The organism is Kribbella sp. NPDC026611, from assembly GCF_040638345.1.
Taxonomy (GTDB): Bacteria; Actinomycetota; Actinomycetes; order Propionibacteriales; family Kribbellaceae; genus Kribbella.
This window is the reverse complement of the sequence record NZ_JBEZYC010000007.1, coordinates 314,577-335,878: the sequence shown is the minus strand read 5'-3', so window position 1 is coordinate 335,878 and position 21,302 is coordinate 314,577. Positions and strand designations below refer to the sequence as shown.

General features: G+C 68.2%; 17 protein-coding genes and 1 riboswitch. Of the genes, 7 read left to right on the top strand and 10 right to left on the bottom strand.

What is annotated here, in order from left to right:
* Positions 1-209: 209 nt before the first annotated feature.
* The 6 genes from AB0E69_RS28415 (at position 210) to AB0E69_RS28390 (ending at position 10,439) form a co-directional block, all read left to right on the top strand.
* A complete protein-coding gene (locus AB0E69_RS28415; RefSeq protein WP_360152560.1) occupies positions 210-2,873 on the top strand; it encodes a P-loop NTPase fold protein in 2,664 nt (887 codons plus the stop codon).
* A gap of 9 nt (positions 2,874-2,882) precedes the next feature.
* Positions 2,883-3,077: a hypothetical protein gene (locus tag AB0E69_RS28410; protein ID WP_360152557.1), complete on the top strand. Its 195-nt coding sequence runs from the start codon at positions 2,883-2,885 to the stop codon at positions 3,075-3,077.
* Positions 3,078-3,137: 60 nt separating this feature from the next.
* A complete protein-coding gene (locus AB0E69_RS28405; RefSeq protein WP_360152554.1) occupies positions 3,138-4,403 on the top strand; it encodes a Fic family protein in 1,266 nt (421 codons plus the stop codon).
* A 69-nt stretch (positions 4,404-4,472) separates the two neighbouring features.
* Positions 4,473-5,054, top strand: a complete 582-nt coding sequence (locus AB0E69_RS28400) for a DinB family protein (protein ID WP_360152552.1) — start codon at positions 4,473-4,475, stop codon at positions 5,052-5,054.
* A gap of 60 nt (positions 5,055-5,114) precedes the next feature.
* A riboswitch (cobalamin riboswitch) is annotated at positions 5,115-5,271 on the top strand.
* A 132-nt stretch (positions 5,272-5,403) separates the two neighbouring features.
* Entirely contained in the window at positions 5,404-9,402 is a 3,999-nt protein-coding gene (locus AB0E69_RS28395; RefSeq protein WP_360152549.1) for a ribonucleoside-diphosphate reductase subunit alpha, read from the top strand.
* Complete coding sequence (locus tag AB0E69_RS28390) at positions 9,363-10,439, top strand: ribonucleotide-diphosphate reductase subunit beta (protein WP_360153107.1); 1,077 nt, start codon at positions 9,363-9,365, stop codon at positions 10,437-10,439. The genes AB0E69_RS28395 and AB0E69_RS28390 overlap by 40 nt, the downstream gene beginning before the upstream one ends.
* Before the next feature lie 109 nt (positions 10,440-10,548).
* Here the strand turns inward: AB0E69_RS28390 and AB0E69_RS28385 are convergent, their stop codons facing one another.
* The 9 genes from AB0E69_RS28385 to AB0E69_RS28345 form a co-directional block, all read right to left on the bottom strand.
* A complete protein-coding gene (locus AB0E69_RS28385; RefSeq protein ID WP_360152546.1) occupies positions 10,549-11,745 on the bottom strand; it encodes an alginate lyase family protein in 1,197 nt (398 codons plus the stop codon).
* 73 nt (positions 11,746-11,818) lie between these two features.
* Positions 11,819-13,120, bottom strand: coding sequence for an MFS transporter (locus AB0E69_RS28380; protein WP_360152543.1), 1,302 nt, complete (start codon positions 13,118-13,120; stop codon positions 11,819-11,821).
* Between the two features lie 206 nt (positions 13,121-13,326).
* Entirely contained in the window at positions 13,327-13,770 is a 444-nt protein-coding gene (locus tag AB0E69_RS28375) for a MarR family transcriptional regulator (RefSeq protein WP_360152540.1), read from the bottom strand.
* A 52-nt stretch (positions 13,771-13,822) separates the two neighbouring features.
* Complete coding sequence (locus AB0E69_RS28370) at positions 13,823-14,059, bottom strand: hypothetical protein (protein ID WP_360152537.1); 237 nt, start codon at positions 14,057-14,059, stop codon at positions 13,823-13,825.
* Complete coding sequence (gene cimA / locus AB0E69_RS28365) at positions 14,056-15,645, bottom strand: citramalate synthase (protein WP_360152534.1); 1,590 nt, start codon at positions 15,643-15,645, stop codon at positions 14,056-14,058. Before cimA ends, AB0E69_RS28370 begins: the two co-directional genes overlap by 4 nt.
* 394 nt (positions 15,646-16,039) lie before the next feature.
* A complete protein-coding gene (locus AB0E69_RS28360) occupies positions 16,040-16,438 on the bottom strand; it encodes a hypothetical protein (RefSeq protein ID WP_360152531.1) in 399 nt (132 codons plus the stop codon).
* A gap of 91 nt (positions 16,439-16,529) precedes the next feature.
* Positions 16,530-17,621 (bottom strand): branched-chain amino acid aminotransferase, encoded by a 1,092-nt coding sequence (locus tag AB0E69_RS28355; RefSeq protein WP_360152528.1) that lies wholly within the window; start codon positions 17,619-17,621, stop codon positions 16,530-16,532.
* Positions 17,622-17,667: 46 nt separating this feature from the next.
* Positions 17,668-18,717 carry a 3-isopropylmalate dehydrogenase gene (locus AB0E69_RS28350; protein ID WP_360152525.1) on the bottom strand — a complete coding sequence of 350 codons (1,050 nt, stop codon included), beginning with the start codon at positions 18,715-18,717 and terminating at the stop codon, positions 17,668-17,670.
* Positions 18,714-18,869, bottom strand: coding sequence for a hypothetical protein (locus AB0E69_RS28345; RefSeq protein WP_360152522.1), 156 nt, complete (start codon positions 18,867-18,869; stop codon positions 18,714-18,716). The genes AB0E69_RS28350 and AB0E69_RS28345 overlap by 4 nt, the downstream gene beginning before the upstream one ends.
* A gap of 146 nt (positions 18,870-19,015) precedes the next feature.
* On the opposite strand from AB0E69_RS28345, the gene AB0E69_RS28340 reads away from it, so the two are divergent.
* A complete protein-coding gene (locus AB0E69_RS28340; RefSeq protein ID WP_360152519.1) occupies positions 19,016-19,582 on the top strand; it encodes a class I SAM-dependent methyltransferase in 567 nt (188 codons plus the stop codon).
* A 105-nt stretch (positions 19,583-19,687) separates the two neighbouring features.
* On the opposite strand, the gene serA is transcribed toward AB0E69_RS28340, so the two are convergent.
* A complete protein-coding gene (serA, locus tag AB0E69_RS28335; RefSeq protein ID WP_360152516.1) occupies positions 19,688-21,286 on the bottom strand; it encodes a phosphoglycerate dehydrogenase in 1,599 nt (532 codons plus the stop codon).
* Positions 21,287-21,302: the final 16 nt, after the last annotated feature.

Genomic DNA, 21,302 nt, shown 5'->3' with positions numbered 1-21,302 from the left:
GCCTCCATGGGGATTCGTCCGGCAACCAGTTGCAATCCGCGTGGGGGGCATGGGGCATGCGTGGCGGCCGCCCCATCCTGGCCATTGGCGGACCCGATCGGGCCGCAGCAATTTGGCCGGACCCTGCACAAGACCAGCGTGGGGCTGTCCCGCTGCGGAGGCGTCTCAACGCCTCTTGGGGCGCTTGGGGTCACGTCGACGGTGAGGGGGTGCTGGCGACAGACGGCCGTATCGGTTCCGTCCGACTCTGGGATCCGTGGCGATTCGTCGAGCGGGGGGCCATCGAGACCGACGGCGTCGATGTCTCGTGGGGTGCGTGGGGTCAGGTCCGTGGTGAAGCGGTCCTCGCGACTGGCATCGAAGAACAGGTTCAGATCTGGCCGGCGACCATCATCCGCGACCCGGGAGCCGCGTCGAGCAAGGGCGTGACCCCCGTCCGGGTCGACGCTCCGCGGACCATCTGGGGCTCCTGGGGTGAGTTAGACGGGGATCCTGTTCTCGCGACCCTCTCCGAATCTGGTGTGCTGCAGTTCTACAACGCACCCACCGGGCGCATCTTCAGCGTTTCGCATGAGGGCTTCAGCGGCCCACCCATCGGGGCGACCTGGGGGACGCGACCGGACGGCAGGTCGGCGCTTGTGCTCGGTTCGGAGACCGGTGACTTCTGGATCTGTGATCCGCGGGCAGGGACGATCACGCGCTTCGGCGGCGGCATGGATCCGACACTGCGATGGGGTGCGTGGGGGCAGTTGGACGAGCGGCCGGTGCTCGCTGCAGGTGACCTCGATGGCGGCATCTGGCTGTGGGATCTCGTGTGGGAGCGACCGGTCCCGCGGGTGCCGCGGTATCAGTCGGACCGTGGTGCCCGCGACCTGCTCGGGCGGCGGGCTGATGCGACAGCGCTTGCCGACGTCATCACCGCGCGGTCGGCACAACCTCCGCTCGCAGTCGGGGTGTTCGGGCAGTGGGGTGATGGGAAGACGCAGTTCCTGGAGATGGTGCAGGACGAGGTGCAGCAGCGGAGTACGGCGGCGGGAGCGGACGACCCGATCGTGCACCGCCACGTGCGGCAGGTGCGGTTCAACGCCTGGCACTACGCCGAGACTGACCTCTGGGCGAGTCTCGTCGCCGAGCTGTTTGCGCAACTGCAGGAGGATTCGCGTTCGGACTTGTGGCACGAGCCCGGCGTACGGCAGCGCCAACAGTCCCGCCTGGCCAGCGAGCTGGTCCAAGCCCGCGGCCTACGCGAGCAACTCGCCGTTGCCGAGAAGCGTCTCGACGACCTTCGTAACGCCTCCGCGACGAAGTGGGCGAGTCTCTCCCCCTCAGAGCGACGGCAGCTCCGGACCCGCCTCGGCGACGACGCCGAGAAGCTCTACGAGCAAGCCACCGCGGTACCCGTCTCCGTACGCCTCGGCTGGCGTTCGCTTAAAGAGCTTGCCAGCGCACTTCCTCGCCCTACCTGGCTGTGGGTGATCGCGATCGCCCTCCTCGGCATAGCCGCAGCGATCTGGGGACCCGGACTGATCCACTGGCTGTCCACACTCCCCTTCATCGCCGCACTGATTGTGCTCGTGCAGTCCGCGCGGCCGGCCTGGAAACGACTGCGGAGCGGGCAGGAAGCCCTCAGCTCGCTCTGGCAGAAGGTCCGAGACGTCCAGGAGGAGCAACGCCATCGACTCGAGACCGCCGAAGCCGTCGCGGCCGCCGAAGTCGACGAGCTGCGCAACCGCCTACGCGGCCTGACCTCAGCCGGCCAGCTAGCCGGCCTGGTGCAGGACCGCGCCAGCTCCAAAACCTACCGCGAACACCTCGGCCTGATGACCGAGATCCGACAGGACTTCGAGCGCATGGCCGAGCTCCTGCAGCAGGACCCCACCCGACGCGACGTCCCCGAACGCGACGCAGCCGGCGACGAGCTCCCCGCCATCGATCGCATCGTCATCTACATCGACGACCTGGACCGCTGCCCACCTGACCGGGTCGTGGAGGTCCTGGAGGCCATCCACCTCCTGCTCGCCGTCCGCCTCTTCGTGGTCGTCGTCGCAGTAGACCCACGTTGGCTGCTGCGCTCGCTGACCGCCCACTACCGCGAGCTGTTCTCACCACCCGATGTCCGGGAGTGGGCCTCGACCCCCGCGCAGTACCTGGAGAAGATCTTCCAGATCGTCCTCACACTGCCCCCGATGGAACAGTCCGGCTACCGCCAGATGATCGACGACCTGGTCGGCCTCCGTGCGACCGAACAAACCACACCACCGCCGGCAACCACCCAGCCCGCCCAGACCCCATCCACCCCAGCCAGCTCAACCCTCTCCCAACCAGACGAGTCCGTAGCCGCCCCGCTCCACCTGGGCTCCACAGTGATCGACCGAGTCGACCCACTCGCACTAACCGAAGACGAGCTAACCCTCATCAACCTGCTCGGCCCACCACTCGTCAGCGGTCCCCGCTCGGTCAAACGCCTCGCCAACAGCTACGGCCTCCTGGTAGCCACCCAGCTGGAAGCCAACGGCCGCACCGACCTCGACCCGGTCCCAGACCTGGACGGTCAAGACACCTACCCCTACCGAGCCGCCATGACCCTGCTGGCCACAGTCATCGCCTTCCCCATGCTCGGCCCCGACTTCTTCCCCGACCTGCACCTGATCTCTCGAGCCCAACCGAGCATGTCCTGGAATGCCTACCGCGATCGCCTGCGGGGAAGCGATGGGAAGTGGTACGCACTGGTCCGAGCGCTGGACACCGTCACCGACCGATGCGCCGCAGCCAACCTCCGCCTCCCCGAGGACCTCCGCATCTGGACCCCCTGGATCGTCCCGGTCGGCCGCCTCTCCTTCCCCACCGGCACAGCGGTCAGCCAACTCCACTAACTTGTCCCCATGGGAAAGATCCTCGCCATCGCCTTCGGCATCCTCCTGCTGGCCCTCGGCGGTGTCTGGACCTTCCAAGGTCTCGGGTATCTGAAGGGCAGCTCCATGACCGGCAGCACGCTGTGGGCGACCGTTGGGCCGATTGTTGCCGCGTTCGGGGTGGCGCTGATCTTTGTGGCGCTGCGCGGAGCGCGGAAGCGCTGATTTATCCACACTGTCCACAGGTTCTTGTTCAAGGTTTGTGGATAAGGTTGAATATGGGGTATGGCGCGGGTCGAGTTGCATCGGTGGCCGGGGCACCCTGACGGGTTCACCCGGGCTGAGCGCCTGGGCGGGTCGTACGAGCTGTACTTCCCGGACCCGCTGGTCGGGCGCGAGTTCGAGCTGAGTGATGACGTGCTTGCCGCGTTGGAGGATGCCGCCGGGGATCTGGCGCGGCTGGATGCGACCGCGGCGGTGCTGACCAACAGCGAGGCGTTGGCGCGGTTGCTGTTGCGGGCCGAGGCGGTGGGGTCGTCGCAGATCGAGGGGCTGGTGGTCGGTGCGCGGCGGTTGCTGAAGGCCGACGTACTGCGGGAGCGGACCCAGGACGTGACGGCCGAGGAGGTGCTCGGTGCGGTCGACGCGATGACCTGGGTGACCGAGTCGGTGCAGGCCGGGGACAAGCTCGAGGTGGAGCATCTCCTGGAGGCGCATCGGCTGCTGATGGCGCAGTCGCCGACTCCGGAGTACGGCGGTGAGGTTCGGTATCTGCAGAACTGGATCGGTGGGCGCTCCCCCGCGGAGGCGTACTACGTGCCGCCGCCGGCGCACCTGATCGCGGACCTGCTGGCCGACCTGATGGCGTTCGTCCGCGATTCTCCCCTGCCGGTGCTGGCGAAGACCGCGATCGCGCATGCGCAGTTCGAGACCATCCATCCCTTTGCCGACGGCAACGGCCGGACCGGGCGCGCCCTGATCCATCTGATCCTCCGCGCCGACGGACTCGTCACCCGAACGGTCCCGCCGGTATCCCTCTCACTCGCCACGCACGCGACGCAGTACGTCGAAGCCCTCACCGACTTCCGGTACGTCGGACGCGCGACGACCGCCAAGGCGAAGGCCGCCGCGAACCCGTGGCTGCGGATGTTCGCCATGGCCTGCAGTCACGCCACGGCCGAGGCGGCTCGCTTCGAACAGACGGCCGCCGACCTGAAGACCGCCTGGCGTGAACGCGCCGCCCCGGTTCGGGCCGGCTCTGCCGCCGACCTCCTGATCGACGCGCTCCCGGCAGCCCCCGTCCTCACTCTCGCCGCCGCGGCGCAGCTCATCGACCGCTCCCAGCAGGCCGCGAACCAAGGCCTCGCGAAACTCGTCGAGGCGAGGGTCCTGCGCGAGGTGACCGACGGCCGACGCAACCGCGTCTACGAGGCGCCGGAGCTGATCGACGCGTTCACGCTGCTCGAGCGCCGGTTCGCCAGTCCGGCCGCGGACACCAGGGTCGAGCCGCCTAGCAGACCCGTCCCGGCAAGGCCAGAACCAACACACTAGGCGGTTTGACTTTCCTCTCCGGAACGAGCAAGAATTCGAACACATGTTCGATCCTACCGGGGAGAGATGATGGCGGAGCCGTTCGACTGGGACATCCTGCACCGACCGTCCGCGATGGCGATGGTCCGCGGCCAGCTCGGCTTCAGCTGGATGGTGCTGTCGGGCCGGCTCGCCCAACTGACCGACGAGGAGTACTTCTGGCGCCCCAGCAGCGACGCCATCACCGTGGTCCGGCGGCACCACGCGAGCCGCTACCGATCACTCGGCTCCGGTGAGTGGGTCGCCCAGTGGCCCGAGGAGCCGGACCATCGCGGCCCACGGACGATCGCCTGGCTGATCGCCCACCTGACCGAGATCTTCTTCGAGCGCTGGGAGTGGACCTTCGGTGCGAGTGTGCAGGGCGGCGCCGTGATCACTCTGCACGGCAACGCCCGCGACGCGGTCGCCTGGCTGACCTACTGGGTCGACGCCTGGCAGGACGCGATCGCCGCGCTGGACGAGGACGCGGTGATGACGGTCGGCCTCAGCCAGGCCAACGAGCTCGACGCCGCCGAGCCCTTCGGACACGTCGTGCAGCGCCTCAATCGGGAGCTCATCCACCACGGCTCCGAGATCATGACCCTCCAGGATCTGTATGCGGTCGCGGCGTGATGACCACAAGATGTGCGACACGCGGCGTGGCATTCCCACTAGATCTAGTAGTTCACGCCTAGAGTCTCCCTTGCTGGTGGTTCGGGCCGGAAGGCGTCGCGAGGCGTCCGAAGGACCGAGGCAAGAGGGGAATCCGGTGCGACTCCGGAGCTGCCCCGCAACGGTGAGCGGAGACCCTCCGCAAGTCCGAGTACCTGCCACCGGCGCGCGCACCGCCGGTGCGCGCTGTCCGAGACCTCGTGGGCGGGTCGCCGGGCGTGACGGCAGTGTTCCCGGCCGGTGCTGCCGGTCCCGCCGTGCGCCTGCCCGCGTGGTTCCGGGCTCCCGAACTCCTGTGGAGAGCACACCTGTGACCATTGCTTCAGCCGGGTCCGCGGCATCGGCGCCGTCAGCGCTGACGGCCCAGCCGGTCGACCTCACCGTCATCCGTCGTGACGGCAGCAGTACTCCGTTCGACGCCACCAAGATCTCCGCCGCCGTGACGAAGGCGTTCCTCGCCGTCGAGGGCACCGACGCCGGCGCCACGCACCGGGTCCGCGACCTGGTCGCCGACCTGACCGGCCGGGTCGTGAGCGCGCTGACCAGCCGCGGCCGTCACCACCCGGCCCGGCGCAGCGTGCAGGTCGAAGACATCCAGGACCAGGTCGAGCTGGCGCTGATGCGCGCCGGCGAACACCAGGTCGCCCGCGCCTACGTCCTGTACCGCGAGGAGCGGACCAAGGCCCGCACCCCAGCAGACGCATCAACCGTGACCGACAAGCCCGCGGTGACCGTCCGCGCGGCCGACGGCACCCGATCACCGCTCGACGTCGACCGCCTCCGCGTGATCGTCGCCGAAGCCGCCGCCGGCCTCGACGCGGTTGATCCCGAGCTGATCCTCAACGAGACGCTCGGCTCGTGTTACGACGGCATCGCCCAGCACGAGGTGGAGCTCGCGCTGGTGATGGCCGCCCGGTCGTACGTCGAGACCGAGCCGCAGTACAGCTTCGCCGCGTCGCGGCTACTGCTCGACCAGATTCGGCGCGAGGCGCTCGGCCGGGTGCACGGCGAGCCGCGTCAGGCCAGCCAGGCCGATATGACCACGGCGTACCTCGACTACTTCCCGCAGTACATCCAGGTCGGGATCGAGGCCGGTCAGCTCGACCCCGAGCTGGCTCAGTTCGATCTGCAGCGGCTCGCCGCGGCGATCAAGCCCGAGCGCGACCTCGACTTCACCTTCCTCGGGCTGCAGACGCTCTACGACCGCTACCTGCTGCACCTCGACAAGGTGCGCTACGAGCTGCCGCAGGCGTTCTTCCTCCGCGTCGCGATGGGGATGGCGCTCCGCGAGGACGACCGCGAGGCGCGCGCGATCCAGTTCTACGAGCTGCTGAGCTCCTTCCGCTTCATGTCCTCCACCCCGACCCTCTTCAACGCCGGCACCACCCGCCCGCAGCTGTCCTCCTGCTTCCTCACCACCGTCCAGGACGACCTCGCCGGCATCTTCACCGGCATCCGCAACAACGCCCTCCTGGCCAAGTACTCCGGCGGCCTCGGCAACGACTGGACCCCCATCCGCGGCATCGGGGCCAAAATCCACGGCACCAACGGCGAATCCCAAGGCATAGTCCCCTTCCTCAAGATCGCCAACGACACCGCGGTCGCAGTCAATCAGTGCTTCGCCCCGGAAACCCTCGTGTACACCGCGGCCGGCGCGACCGCCATCAGCGACATCAAGGTCGGCGATCTGGTGCTCGGTGCCAGTGGCCGGTACCGCGAGGTGACGAAGACTTTCGAGTACGAGCAGGACGGTCCGATGGTGGAGGTCGACGTCAAGCACTCGGTCGATCCGCTGGTGGTTACCGCTGGACACCCGTTCTATGCGATCCAAGGCGTGCCCCTCGAGCAGAGCAATGAGCGCACCCTGCAGTGGCTCGGCAACGGCAAGGTCACCGCCGGCTGGGTCGAGGCAGGAATGCTGAGCAAGGGCGACTACGTCGGCCAGGTCGTTCCGGAGGACATCGTCCCGGTGCGAGGACTGACCGAGGAGGACGCTCGGCTGTACGGCGTTCTGCTCGGAGACGGCCACCTGTCGAAGAACGGCAACCAGTGGGGTGTCTCCGGTAACCCGCGACGCGATACACACCTGTCGTTCGTTCGCGACTACCTCACCGCTCGCTCGATCCACTTCTGGGAGACCGGTCGAGACGATACGTATCGGCAGATCCACTGGTCCGCCGGACGTGGTCCGCGCAGAGATCCACTCACCGGCCGCATCGCGGGACCAGGTGACGCGACGCTGCCCTTCACCTACGACGACGTCTACGACGAGAACCACGCGAAACACATCTCCCGTCGGTTCGCACATCTTCCCCTGGACCAGGCTCGGGCGCTCGTCCGTGGTTTGCTCGAAACGGAGGGCGGTGTCTCACGAGGCAAGGAGATCTACTTCACCAGTACCTCGCGGGGGTTGGCGAGTGGCATGCGCTATCAACTGCTCCGGCTGGGAGTCCCGACCGCCGGTCAGTTCCGCGTCCGGGAAGGTGAACACGTCGGCCGTCGATCGGACGGCTCCGAGATCACGTTCTCGAAGCCGGTACGCGCGTACGACCTCCGCATTCCAGCTGTTCCAGGAATCGCCGAGGTCCTGGGGGTCACTCCGGTTCAAAGACTGAACTGGATCGCACACGAAGGCATGGTCTTCTCCCGCGTGCGCGAGGTGCGAAGGATCCAGATGGTTCCGGTGGTTCACGACCTCGAGGTCGACGTCGACGAGTCCTACATGACCGTTGCCGGCCTTGCTCACAACGGCGGCAAGAGGAAGGGTGCGGTCTGCGCGTATCTCGAGACGTGGCATATCGATGTCGAGGAGTTCTTGGAGCTGCGGAAGAACACTGGGGACGAGCGGCGGCGGACGCATGACATGAATACGGCGAACTGGGTGCCGGATCTGTTCGTGCAGCGGGTCGAGGCCGATGGGGACTGGACACTGTTCTCACCCGATGAGGTGCCGGATCTTCATGATCTGTACGGGCGGGCGTTCGCGGAGGCCTACGCGGCGTACGAGGCGGCGGCGGATCGCGGGGAGATCTGGGTGTTCAAGCGGGTCAAGGCGGTCGAGCTGTGGCGGCGGATGCTGACTGTGCTGTTCGAGACCGGGCATCCGTGGATCACGTTCAAGGACGCGGCCAATGTGCGGTCGCCGCAGCAGCATGACGGGGTAGTGCACTCGTCGAACCTGTGCACCGAGATCACGCTCAACACCACCGTGGACGAGACCGCGGTGTGCAACCTGGGTTCGGTGAACCTGGTCGCGCACCTGACCGCGGACGGACTGGACGCGGAGCTGCTGCGTGACACGGTGAAGACCGCGGTGCGGATGCTCGACAACGTCATCGACGTGAACTTCTACACCACGCCGGAGTCGGAGCGCGCGAACCAGCGGCATCGCCCGGTCGGCCTCGGTCTGATGGGCTTCGCGGACGCGCTCTTCGCGCTGCGGATCCCGTACGCGTCCGACGCCGCGGTCGAGTTCGCCGACAGCTCGATGGAGCAGATCAGCTACCACGCGATCGAGGCGTCCAGCGACCTCGCCGCCGAGCGCGGCCGCTACTCGACGTACGACGGATCGCTGTGGAGCCTGGGGATCCTGCCGATCGACTCGCTCGACCTGCTCAAGACCGCCCGCGGCGGTGACGTGATCGTCGACGAGAGCACCCGGCTGGACTGGGACACGCTCCGGGCCAAGGTCCTGCGCGACGGCATGCGGAACTCGAACGTGATGGCGATCGCCCCGACCGCGACGATCTCCAACATCTGCGGCGTCAGCCAGTCGATCGAGCCGGCGTACAGCAACCTGTTCGTGAAGTCGAACATGTCCGGCGAGTTCACTGTCGCGAACCCGTACCTCGTCGCCGACCTGAAGGCGCGCGGGCTGTGGGACCAGGTGATGGTGTCCGACCTCAAGTACCACGACGGCGTACTGGCCAGGATCGAGCGGGTGCCGGCCGACCTGCGGGAGCTGTACGCGACCGCGTTCGAGATCGACCCGCAGTGGCTGGTCAAGGCGGCGTCGCGCCGGCAGAAGTGGATCGACCAGGCGCAGTCGCTCAACCTCTACATGGCATCCCCGTCCGGTCGCGCGCTGGACGAGCTGTACCGGTCGGCGTGGCGTTACGGCCTCAAGACGACGTACTACCTGCGTTCCCAGTCGGCAACGCATGTGGAGAAGTCGACACTGCACGGCACCGACGGGCGACTGAACGCGGTTGCCGCGACCGCCTCGCCGGTGCAGGTCGGCCTGCCGCTCCCCGAACCCACGGGAGCGGTCTGCTCCATCGACGACCCGGACTGCGAGGCCTGCCAGTGAGCGCCATTTCCGTTGGAGCGGCCCGGGTGGAGGTCGCCGACAAGGCGATGATCAACGCTCGCGCCGACGTCAATCAGCTGCTGCCGCTGAAGTACACGTGGGCCTGGGAGAAGTACCTTGCCGCTTGCAACAACCACTGGATGCCGACCGAGGTCTCGATGCAAGCCGACATCTCGCTCTGGAAGTCTGGGGACGGCCTCACCGACGACGAGCGCCTGATGCTGAAGCGCAACCTCGGCTTCTTCGCCACCGCGGAGTCCCTGGTCGCGAACAACCTCGTCCTCGCGGTCTACCGCCAGCTCAGCAACCCCGAGTGCCGGCAGTACCTGTTGCGCCAGGCCTTCGAGGAGGCCGTACACACGCACACCTTCCAGTACATCTGTACGTCGCTCGGTCTCGACGAGGGCGAGCTGTTCAACATGTACCGCGAGGTGCCGTCGATCTCGGACAAGGACGCCTGGGCGCTGAAGTACACGCAGCACCTCGAGGACCCGGACTTCCGGACCGGGACGCCGGCCGCGGACGCCGCGTTCCTGCGCGACCTGATCGCGTTCTACGTGGTGTTCGAGGGGATGTGGTTCTACACCGGGTTCGCGCAGATCCTGTCGCTCGGCCGGCGGAACAAGATGGTCGGCATCGCCGAGCAGTACCAGTACATCCTCCGCGACGAGTCGATCCACCTGAACTTCGGCATCGACTGCATCAACCAGATCAAGCAGGAGAACCCGCAGCTGTGGACGGCCGCGTTCCAGGCCGAGGTCCGGCAGATGCTGACCGAGGCCTGCGAGCTCGAGGTCGCGTACGGCCGCGCCACGCTGCCGAACGGGATGCTCGGCCTGACCGCGGACCTCTGCGAGCAGTACCTGCACTTCATCACCGACCGGCGCGCAGAACAGATTGGTCTCGATCCGGTCTTCGGTGAAACGCGGAGCCCCTTCGGCTGGATGTCAGAGGTGATGGACCTGAAGAAGGAGAAGAACTTCTTCGAGACCCGGGTGATCGAGTACCAGTCCTCGAGCGGACTCAGCTGGGACTAAGCCGGACTGCGATGAGCTGGAGCTGGTACTGACCTGAACCGGAGGGCCCGCGGCGCAACTCGCCGCCCCGCGGGCCCTCCTCCCATCCCCCAACGGGTCAACGGGTCAATCAACGCGGGTTGTTCGCGTGGGTCAGGGTCTCCCAGGCGAAGAAGTAGTTTGCGCCGGCCGGGCGTTTGCTCTCGGTATAGCGCAGCGTCGTCGGCAGCTGCTGGCCGAGGCGGTTGTGGTAGTGGTTGTAGACGATCTCGCTGACCGGTCCGAGGCCCTTCTTCACCGTTCCGCCGCAGAGGTTCGACGGTGTCGGCGTACCGGTCTCGAGCCGGGTGTGGAAGTAGTAGGCGTCGGTCAGCCGCTTGCCGGCCTCGGCGTAGAGGTCGACGCCCTGGTGCCACGCGGTCTCGGCGATGTGCGTCGCGGCGGTCAGCCCCCAGCCGGTGTGGCCGAAGTCGCGGCACGTCTCCTGGGCGAGCCCGTTCGTGAACGTCGACTGTCCCTGCCAGTAGTCGATGATCTCCTCCCGGGTGTCCTTCGACGAGCACGTCGAGGGTGCCTTCGGGTAGGCGCCGTCGCTGGTCTCGTAGACGTACCCGGGCAGCCTGCCGCGCCAGATGCTCAGCGCCTTGTCGAAAGCCGCGTGGTCGTCGAGGAGCACCGCGATCCCGATCGCGGCGTCGGTCATGATCAGCTCCCAGTTGCCGTTCTTGCACCCGGCGCCGTCGCGCACCTCGGGCAGATAGACGGTGCGCAGCAGCTTCTCGAACCGCGCGCGCTGCGCCCACGAGCCGCCGTACGTGTGCTTGATCAGCTCACCGGCCCGCGAGAACGAGGCGCCGGACCAGCCGGTCTGCAGCGGAGCGTTGGTGTTCGTGTGGTCCTTGAGTACGGCGGACCACGCATCCATGATCTGGATCGCCTTCTTGGCGTAGCGGTCGTCGCGCGTGAAGTACCAGAGCAGCGCGTGCGTGTACGCCGCCAACGCGTCGTCGCGCTCCTCCGAACAGCCGTTGTTCGGGTTCGAGCTCGAGCCGCACTCGACGATCGCGCGCGGCTTCGGGGTGTAGGAGAGAGCGGCGTACGAGCTGGCTTTCATCGCGTCGTACGCCGCCTTCTGCGGCTGGGCGCCGGCCTGGACCTGCTGCCGGGCGAAATCGAGTTGCGCCTTGTCCACCAGCACGCCGGGGTGCTGGAAAGTCGCGGTAGGTGCGGCCTCGCTCGGTCGGGCCACGACGAGCGCGGTCGTGGTGGCAGTGACGGTGGCAACGAGGGTGACGAGCACGAGGAGTGGGCGATGCAGTCGGGTCATGGCTGTCTCCTGGGGGCGGTTGCGACAGGAAGCTACCCAACCTCGGACTATTAGTAAACCTTCCTAACCATATTCACCGAGGAAGTTTCACCAGCGTGACCAGCAGGTGCAGGCCGGCGAGGACGAGGAGGAGGATCGCCAGCTGGTGCAGCCCGGTCGTGGTTGCGCCGTGCTGGAAGAACCGGGCCTGGGCGGCGGCGGAGATGAGCGCGCCGACGTACACGCAGGTGCTCAGCAGGCCGGCGGACGAGCCCATCCGGGCCGGATCGGCCTGCTGGTACAGGGCGGTCTGGTTGGCGAGGCCGTTGAGACCCTGCGGGAGGCCGGCCACGACGCCGAGAATCGCCAGCAGCCACACGGGGGTATGCGGTCCGATGACGAGTTGCGCCACGGCCGCGGCGAGCAGGAAGATGCTTCCGGCAACCAGCTTGCCGCGGATGCGGGCGCTCCGGCCGGTGAACACGCTGACCAGTACGGCGGACAGCGACAACGGCAGCAGGAGCAGGCCGGCTTGCGACGCGCTGAGGCCGCGACCCTCCTCGAGCCACTGCGTGAAGCCGTAGAGGAACGAGTACGCGCCGACGAAGGCGAGGACCTGGCGGGTGTACGTCGCGATCAACGGGCGGTTGCCGGCGAGGACGCGGAGGTCGATGAACGGCTCGAGCACGCGGCGCTCGGCGAGGACGAACGTAGTACCGAAAGTCAGGGCCAGGACTGGTAGGTACCAGCGGGATACCTGCGGGTGCATCAGGAAGAGCATCAAGGCGATGAGAGTGCCGGTGAAGAGCGCGATGCCGAGGTAGTCCAGGTGGCCGGCGCCTCGGGTGCGGGTACTGCGTGGGAGCCAGAGCGCGCCGAGGACGACGCAGATGACGGCCAGGGGGACGTTGACGGTGAAGATCAGGTGCCAGCCGCCGAGCGCGATCAGCAGACCGCCGAGGGTCGGGCCGATGACCGCGATCACCTGGCGCGAGATCGAGAGGCCGCTGAGGACACCGGCCGGGGTTTCGATGCCGGTGCGGTCGGCTTCGCTGCGAATGAGGGACATTGCAGCCGGGTACGCCGCCGACGTACCGATCCCGAGCAGCACGCGCGACAGGACGAGTACGCCGAGCGTCGGCGCGAAGGCGGCAATCAGCCCGGCGACGCCGACCAGCGCAGTCGCCAGCAGGTAAAGCGATCGCGGCCCGAAGATGTCGACGAGCCGCCCGATCACCGGCTGGCCCACGGCGGTCGCCAGATACAACCCAGTGATCAACCAGGCCGTCTGCGAAGGCGGCACCCCAAACGCACTCCCGATCGGCACCAGAGCCACCGCAAGCATCGACGAATTGATCGGGTTCAGGGTGGAGCCCAGCAGCATCGGAGCGATCAACCGGCGATCGAACCGCCTACCAGAAGACGACTGCCCCGAGGCCCCAGGACCGGAATACGGAGGTGTCGAAGCCCCGTCCCGCGGGTCGGGCGAGGCATCCTGCGGGCGGACTGGCGGAGCGTCCGCCGAGCGGTCAGGCGAGGTGTCCTGCGCGTGGGCTGGCGGAGCGTCCGGCCGGTGCTCAGGTGGGGTGTCGTGGGGGTGGGTCAACGGGGGGTCGCCGCTTCGATGGCCTGGGTCAGGAGGGTGAGGGCTTTGAGGATGGTTTGGCGTTCGGGTTCTGTGCAGTGGTCGTGCAGGGCCTGGGTCAGCCACTCCTGGCGGACCTTGCGGTCGCCTTGGAGGAGGCGGCGGCCGCTGGTGGTGAGGGAGACGACCTGGCGGCGGCCGTCCGTGGGGTCGGGGTGGCGTTCGATCAGGTCGGCGTCGCGGAGGGCGCGCAGGATCGCCGCCATCGACTGCGGCCGCACCCGCTCGGCCGCCGCCAGCTCACTCGCCGATGCGGGCCCGTCCTTGTCCAGCCGGCTCAGCACCACCGCCTGCGACGGGGTCAACTCGTGCTGCGTCGACACCTCCCGCAACCGCCGCGTCACCCGCCCGACAACCACCCGGAGCTGACTCGCCGCCTGCACCGCCGAAGCCTCGACCATATAGACAGCCTAGACTGATCAGTTTGCCCTGTCTATCTGCCGGATGGGCGCTTCAGCTGACGGAGACCTCCAGGACCCCGATCACTTTCTCCAGCCGGGCGGCGACCCGGTCGGAGTCAAACCCGTTGCCCTCGACAACTACCCGCAGCAGCCCCTCGTCCAGCGACAGCGACAGCTCGCGGACGTCGTACGGGTTCAGGAGTACGGCGATCCGCGCCAACATTCCGCAGGTCTCCACGACCTGCGCCTCGAAGACTGTCACCGACCGCTCGACCGCGAGCAGACTCATCGCACGACCTCCTTGTGCCGCAGCAGACCGAACGTCATCCCGTCGACCAGCGCCTCCCACGACGCCTCGACGATGTTGTGGCCGACCCCGACCGTCACCCACGACCCCTCGCCGTCCGCGGTCTCGATCAGCACTCTGATCACCGCGTCCGTCCCGTGCCCCTGGTCGAGGATCCGGACCTTGTAGTCAACGAGGTCGAACTTGTTCACCACCGGGTACGCGCGCTCGATCGCCGTCCGCAGCGCGTGGTCCAGCGCGTTCACGGGCCCGTTGCCTTCACCAGTGACGATCTCCCGCTCGCCACCCGCGACGAGCTTCACCGTCGACTCCGACACCGCCTCGCCGTCCGCGCGCGACTCGGTGATCACCCGCCAGGACTCCACATCGAAGAACGACGCTCGTTGCCCGATCACCTCTTCGGTCAGCAGCAGCGAGAACGACGCGTCCGCAGCCTCGAAGGTGTACCCGCGCGACTCCATCTCTTTCACCCGCTCGGCCACCCGCCCGACCAACTCGCGGTCGTCGCCGAGGTCGAACCCGAGCTCGCGGCCCTTCAACTCGATACTCGCCCGGCCGGCCATCTCCGAGACAAGCATCCGCATGTCGTTGCCGACCCGGCCCGGATCGGTGTGCTGGTAGAGATCCGGGTCGACCTTGATCGCACTCGCGTGCAGCCCGGCCTTGTGCGCGAAGGCCGAGAGACCGACGTACGGCGCCCTGCTCGACGGCGGCACGTTCGTCACCTCGGCGATGGCGTGCGCGATCCGGAACGACTCGGCGAGCTTCCCGGACGGCAGCAGCTCCATGCCGCGCTTGAGCTCGAGGTTCGCCACGACCGCGAGCAGGTCGGCGTTCCCGGTGCGTTCGCCGTACCCGTTGACGGTGCCCTGGACGTGCGTGACGCCGGCCTCGACGGCGGCGATCGAGTTCGCCACCGCACAGCCGGCGTCGTTGTGGCAGTGGATGCCGAGCCGCGCTCCGGTGGATTCCAGGACGTCGTGGACGATCTCCTGGAGCTCCCGGGGCAGCGTCCCGCCGTTGGTGTCACACAGGGCGACCACGTCCGCGCCGGCCTCCGCGGCTACTCGGACGACCTCCAGCGCGTAGGCACGGTTGGCGCGGTACCCGTCGAAGAAGTGCTCGGTGTCGAGGAACACCCGTTGGCCGTGCTCCCGCAGGTGCGCGACGGTCTCGGCCACCATCCGCAGGTTCTCGTCGAGGGTCGTCCGGAGCGCCCGCTCGACGTGCGCATCGTGGCTCTTGGCAACGAGGGTGACGACACCGGCCCCGGAGTCACGCAGAGCCGCGACCTGCTGGTCGTCCGCGACAGCCGTTTCCGGCTTACGCGTCGCACCGAAGGCCGCGAAGGTGGCGGTCCGGAGGTTCAGCTCGGTCTTCGCCCGCTCGAAGAACTCGGTGTCCTTGGGCACGGCACCCGGCCAACCGCCCTCGATGAACCCGACGCCCAGATCGTCGAGGTGGTGGGCGATCGCAATCTTGTCCGCCACCGAAAGCGTCAGACCCTCCTGCTGCGCGCCGTCGCGCAGGGTGGTGTCGTAGACGTGGAACTCGTCCGAGATGCTCATGGGATCGGCCTTCCGGAAGGGGGCTGGCGGGTGTCACGAGGCAAACAAAAAACCTCCCGCAAGGTGCGAGAGGTCTGCGCGCTCAGGTACTGCCGGCTGAGCGCGCCTAGGTAATAATCCCCTGATAGTTCTGCATGACGTTTTGCAGTCTGCCACACAAACTGCGCACGATGATGCGCCCGTCTCGCATCACGAACATTCAGTACTCCGACCTGTACTCCAGCGCCCAGCGCAGTTCCCACCCACCTCCAGCACCTTCGAGGGGTTATCCCCTCGACACGCGGGTTCACCCCTGGCACACCAGCAGAGAACCCTCAACTGGCAGGGATAACCCCTCGGACGCGACCAGGCGAGAGGCGAGGGTGGGGTGGGGTGGGTGGGGGTAGGCGAGAGTTCAGGCGGTGAGTGACCAGCCCGGGTCGTCCCAGGCGGTGTAGAAGTCTTCGCGGGTCAACGGGCGCAGGCCCCAGGTCTCGCGGTCCAGGGATTTGTCGGTGAGGATGCCGTGGTCGTCCTCGAGGTGCTGCCACCAGTAGCGGCTGACTTCGCCGTCCTCGGCGGCGCCGAGCTGGCGTACGACGACCCACTCGCGCTCGTGCCAGACGGCTTCGTAGAGCCAGTCGGTGCCGTGGTCGTCGGCCACCGCGCCGTACGTGCGAGGCGCCGTACCGCGGTCCAGGTCACGGATCAGCTCGACGGTCGACCGGATCGCGGCGGCGGTCTGGGCCGACCAGCCGCGGCGCTCGGCGAGCTCCGCGTAGTAGGCCTCGACGTCGTCCGGGAAGCTGCTCATGTGGCCCGACCCTATCGGTGACCGGCTGCGGACCGCGACCACGCGTCCACAGCCGGCACCTAAGAAGCTGCTGTGAAAGTCAGCAGACCCTTCAGCAGACTTTTGTCATCCACCCGTGCGGGTCGGCCGCACGGCCGTACTGCACGTCGAGCAGCGCGCCGCGGACGGCGGCGGTCACCGGACCACCGTTGCCGTCGCCGATCTGTACTTCGCCGTCGTGCCACTTCAGCGACGCCACCGGGGTGACCACCGCGGCGGTGCCGCAGGCGAACACCTCACGCACCTTGCCGGTGGCCGCGCCCTCGCGCCACTCGTCGATCGAGATCTTCCGCTCGGTGACGTGGTGGCCGAGGTCCGTGACCAGTTTCAGGATCGAGTCCCGGGTGACGCCCTCGAGGATCGTGCCGGACAGCTCCGGCGTGACCACGGAGTTGTCGTCGAGGACGAAGTACAGGTTCATCCCGCCGAGCTCCTCGACCCAGGTCTTCTCGACCGCGTCGAGGAAGGCGACCTGGTCGCAGCCCTGCTCGATCGCCTCGGCCTGCGCGAGCAGCGAGGAGGCGTAGTTGCCGCCGGTCTTCGCCGCGCCGGTACCGCCCGGGGCCGCCCGGGTGTACTCCTCGCTCAGCCAGATCTTCACCGGCTTCACACCGCCGGCGAAGTACGACCCGGCCGGCGACGCGATCGCGACGTACGTGACCTGGGCGGACGGGCGGACCCCGAGGAACGGGTCGGACCCGAACATGAACGGCCGCAGGTAGAGCGACGTCTCGCCGCCGCCCGGCACCCAGGCCTTGTCCAGCTCGACCAGCTTGTACAGCGAGTCGAGGAAGGTGGCCTCGGGCAGCTCGGGCAGTGCGAGCCGGTGCGCGGACCGCGCGAACCGAGCCGCGTTGGCCTCGGGACGGAACAGGTGGATGGAGTCGTCGGGATGGCGGTAGGCCTTCATCCCTTCGAAGACGGATTGGGCGTAGTGGAACACCGCGGTCGCCGGAGACAGCTCCAGCGGCCCGAAGGCGGTGATCCGCGCGTCGTGCCAGCCCTTCTCGGCCGTCCAGGTGGCGATTGCCATGTGGTCGGAGAAGTACTGCCCGAACCCTGGGTTCGCCAGGATCTGGGCGCGCTGGTCGTCGCCGGCCACAGGGGTGTTGGGCTCAACGGTGAAGAGGAGATCGGCGCTCATAGCCGCACCGTACCTCTCGGCCAAGTGGTCATGCGAGTGTCACCTTTCAGCCCGCGGCGCGCTTGGCGATCGCGTCACCGATCTCGCCGGTGCTGCGGGCGGCGCCGGTGCGCTCCTCGATATCGGCCTCGACCGCCGCCTCGATAGCCCGGGCCGCCGCGGTCAGGCCGAGGTGCTCGCAGAGCAGCGCCGCGGACAGGATCGCCGCGGTCGGGTCGGCCTTCTGCTGGCCGGCGATGTCCGGCGCGGAGCCGTGCACCGGCTCGAACATGCTCGGCGCGGTCCGGTCCGGGTTGATGTTGCCGCTCGCGGCCAGCCCGATCCCGCCGCTGATCGCGGCCGCCAGGTCGGTGATGATGTCGCCGAACAGGTTGTCGGTGACGATCACGTCGAACCGGGCCGGGTCGGTGACCAGGAAGATGGTCGCCGCGTCCACGTGCAGGTAGTCGACGGTGATGTCCGGGAAGTCGGCCGCGACCTTGTCGACGGTCCGCTTCCACAGGTGGCCGGCGTACACGAGGACGTTGTTCTTGTGGACGAGCGTGAGCTTCTTGCGCGGCCGGGCCTGGGCCCGCGCGAACGCGTCCCGGACGACCCGCTCGACGCCGTACGCCGTGTTGACCGACACCTCGGTGGCGATCTCGGCCGGCGTACCGACCCGGAGCGCGCCGCCGTTGCCGACGTACGGGCCCTCGGTGCCCTCGCGGACGACGACGAAGTCGACCGCACCGGGGTCTGCCAGCGGGGAGCCGACGGACGGGTAGATCTTCGACGGCCGCAGGTTGACGTAGTGGTCCAGGGTGAACCGGAGCTTGAGCAGCAGACCGCGCTCGAGCACGCCGGACGGCACGCTCGGGTCGCCAACCGCGCCGAGCAGGATCGCGTCGTGCTTGCGGATCTCCTCGAGCTCGGCGTCCGGCAGCGTCTCGCCGGTGGCGTGCCAGCGCTTGGCACCCAGGTCGTACTCGGTCCGGTCGAACGTCACGCCGTGCTGGGCGGCAACCGCGTCGAGCACCTTGAGCGCCTCGGTGGTCACCTCGGGCCCGATCCCGTCACCGGGGACGACGGCCAGCGTGAAGTTCTTCTTGTCGCTCACTTCTTGGGTTCTCCCCCGTTGTCGCGGCGGTTCATGGCCTCTTGGACAGCCTTGACCTCGTCGGCGACGGGACGCACGGTACGGCGGCGCCGGGCCGCCTTCCGCTCGCGGGCGTCGATCGCGGGCCAGTTGGCTGGATACATGTCGTACATGCTGCTCCTCCCAAGGATTACGTGGGCGGAAGGGTGCGCACGAATTTACTCGCACGTCCGACTATTTCTCCACCATGCGGGCAGGTTGTCCCGGTATATGAGATCCGCGTGCGGCTCCTGGGCCGGAGCTGTGCAACTCTCAACCGGTGAGCGCTCCTCCAGAACTGCCGCCGCTGGTGTCGGCGGCCCTCAGCCTGTCCGGCCGGCGCGGTTTCGTCAGCTCCACCAGGAACGAGACCGGCCGCCTGCTCGCCGCTCTCGCCGCATCCAAGACGGGTCTGCTGGGTGAGCTCGGGACCGGCTGCGGCGTCGGCTCGGCCTGGCTGCGCAGCGGCGCCGGCGACGGAACCACCATCGTCACCGCCGAGAGCGACCCGCAGCTGGCGCAGGTGGTCGCGGAGCTGTTCGCCGCGGACGAGCGGATCGAGGTCGTCTCCGCGGACTGGACCGCGCTGATCGAGCGCGGGCCGTTCGCGCTGCTGTTCGTGGACGCGCGCGAGGCCAAGCTGTCGGCCCGCGACATCATCGCGGACGTGGTCGAGCCCGGCGGCTTCGTCGTACTCGACGACTTCACCCCGTCGGCGGTCTGGCCGCCGATGTACGAGGGCCGCGTCGACACGCTCCGCCAGGAGTGGCTGATGGACAAGCGCTTCACCACCGTCGAGGTGATGGTCGCCCCCGACGCGGCCGTCCTCCTCGCCACCCGGCACTGAAAGCGCTCTAAACAGAAGCGGGCCCGGGCTGTATGAGCCCGGGCCCTTGCCGGCCGCCATGCGCCTGCGGGCGGCCGACCGCTTCCAGTAAATCAGTCGTTCGTGTCAGGCCTCGAGATCGACCGTCCGGGCGGTGTCGGCCTGGACGACGGTGCTGATCTCGTCGAGGACGGCCGGGGCGATCTTCGAGTCGACCGAGAGCGCGACCAGGGCCTTGCCGCCCTTGCGGTCGCGGCTGACCTGCATGCCGGCGATGTTCACGTCCGCGTCGCCGAGGATGCGGCCGATCTGGCCGACGATGCCCGGCCGGTCCTCGTAGGTGAAGAACGCGAGGTGCGCCGACAGCTCGATCTCGACGTCGAACCCGTCGATCTCGACCAGCCGCTCCGACTGCCGGACGCCGACCAGCGTGCCGGACACCGACACCTGCGCGCCGTCGGCGAGCGTGCCGCGCAGCGTGATCAGGTTGCGGTGCTCGGGGCTGTCGTGGTCGGTGACGAGCCGGACCTCGAGGCCCCGCTCGGCCGCGAGCAGCGGCGCGTTCACGTACGAGACGTTGTCCTCGACGACATCCGCGAAGACCCCTTTGAGCGCGGCGAGCTCGAGCACCTTGACGTCGTACTGCGTGATCTCGCCGCGGACCTCGACGTCGAGCTGCTGCGCGACGCCACCGGCGAGCGCGGTGAAGATCCGGCCGAGCTTCTCGGTCAGCGCGATCCCCGGGCGCACGTCCTCGGCGATCACCCCGCCCTGCACGTTGACCGCGTCCGGCACGAGCTCACCCGAGAGCGCCAGCCGGACCGACTTCGCGACCGCGATCCCGGCCTTCTCCTGCGCCTCGTCGGTGGACGCCCCGAGGTGCGGGGTGACCACGACGTTCTCGAACTCGAACAGCGGCGAGTCCGTGCACGGCTCGGACGCGAACACGTCCAGCCCGGCGCCGGCCACCCGGCCCTCCTTGAGCGCGCTGTAGAGCGCCTGCTCGTCAACGATGCCGCCGCGGGCCGCGTTCACGATGATCAGCTCGGGCTTGACCTTGTGCAGCTCCTCGTCGCCGATCAGGCCGATCGTCTCCGGGGTCTTCGGCAGGTGCACCGAGATGAAGTCGCTGGTCGCCAGCAGCTCGTCCAGGGTGGCGAGCCGGACGCCCATCTGCGCGGCCCGGCCGGCCTGCACGTACGGGTCGTAGGCGATCACGTTCATGCCGAAGGCGGCCAGCCGCTGCGCGACCAGGACGCCGATCTTGCCCAGGCCGACGATGCCGACGGTCTTCTCGAACAGCTCGACACCGGCGTACTTGCTGCGCTTCCACTCGCCGTTCTTGAGCGACTCGTTCGCGGCCGGGACGCGGCGCGCGGACGCGAGCAGCAGCGCGACCGCGAGCTCGGCGGCGCTGACGATGTTGGAGGTCGGCGCGTTGACCACCATCACGCCCGCCTGGGTGGCGGCCTTCACGTCGACGTTGTCCAGGCCGACACCGGCCCGGGCGACGACCTTCAGCTTCTTGGCGGCGGCGAGCGCCTCGGCGTCCACCTTGGTGGCGCTGCGGATCAGGACGGCGTCGACGTCGGCGATGGCCGGGAGCAGCTCGGCGCGATCGGCACCGTTGGCGTGCCGGATCTCGAAGTCGGGACCGAGGGCCTCGACGGTGGCCGGGCTGAGCTCTTCGGCGATCAGGACGACGGGCCGGTTTACGTCAGTCATGGAGGAATCTCCTGCC

What these genes read in the sequence shown, in the direction of transcription:
- cimA (WP_360152534.1), bottom strand. Translation starts at nt 15,645, where the DNA reads ATGAGCATCTCGGACGAGTTCCACGTCTACGACACCACCCTGCGCGAC.
- AB0E69_RS28345 (WP_360152522.1), bottom strand. Translation starts at nt 18,869, where the DNA reads ATGTACGACATGTATCCAGCCAACTGGCCCGCGATCGACGCCCGCGAG.
- serA (WP_360152516.1), bottom strand. Translation starts at nt 21,286, where the DNA reads ATGACTGACGTAAACCGGCCCGTCGTCCTGATCGCCGAAGAGCTCAGC.
- AB0E69_RS28405 (WP_360152554.1), top strand. Translation starts at nt 3,138, where the DNA reads ATGGCGCGGGTCGAGTTGCATCGGTGGCCGGGGCACCCTGACGGGTTC.
- AB0E69_RS28385 (WP_360152546.1), bottom strand. Translation starts at nt 11,745, where the DNA reads ATGACCCGACTGCATCGCCCACTCCTCGTGCTCGTCACCCTCGTTGCC.
- AB0E69_RS28360 (WP_360152531.1), bottom strand. Translation starts at nt 16,438, where the DNA reads ATGAGCAGCTTCCCGGACGACGTCGAGGCCTACTACGCGGAGCTCGCC.
- AB0E69_RS28370 (WP_360152537.1), bottom strand. Translation starts at nt 14,059, where the DNA reads ATGAGTCTGCTCGCGGTCGAGCGGTCGGTGACAGTCTTCGAGGCGCAG.
- AB0E69_RS28355 (WP_360152528.1), bottom strand. Translation starts at nt 17,621, where the DNA reads ATGAGCGCCGATCTCCTCTTCACCGTTGAGCCCAACACCCCTGTGGCC.
- AB0E69_RS28410 (WP_360152557.1), top strand. Translation starts at nt 2,883, where the DNA reads ATGGGAAAGATCCTCGCCATCGCCTTCGGCATCCTCCTGCTGGCCCTC.
- AB0E69_RS28375 (WP_360152540.1), bottom strand. Translation starts at nt 13,770, where the DNA reads ATGGTCGAGGCTTCGGCGGTGCAGGCGGCGAGTCAGCTCCGGGTGGTT.
- AB0E69_RS28400 (WP_360152552.1), top strand. Translation starts at nt 4,473, where the DNA reads ATGGCGGAGCCGTTCGACTGGGACATCCTGCACCGACCGTCCGCGATG.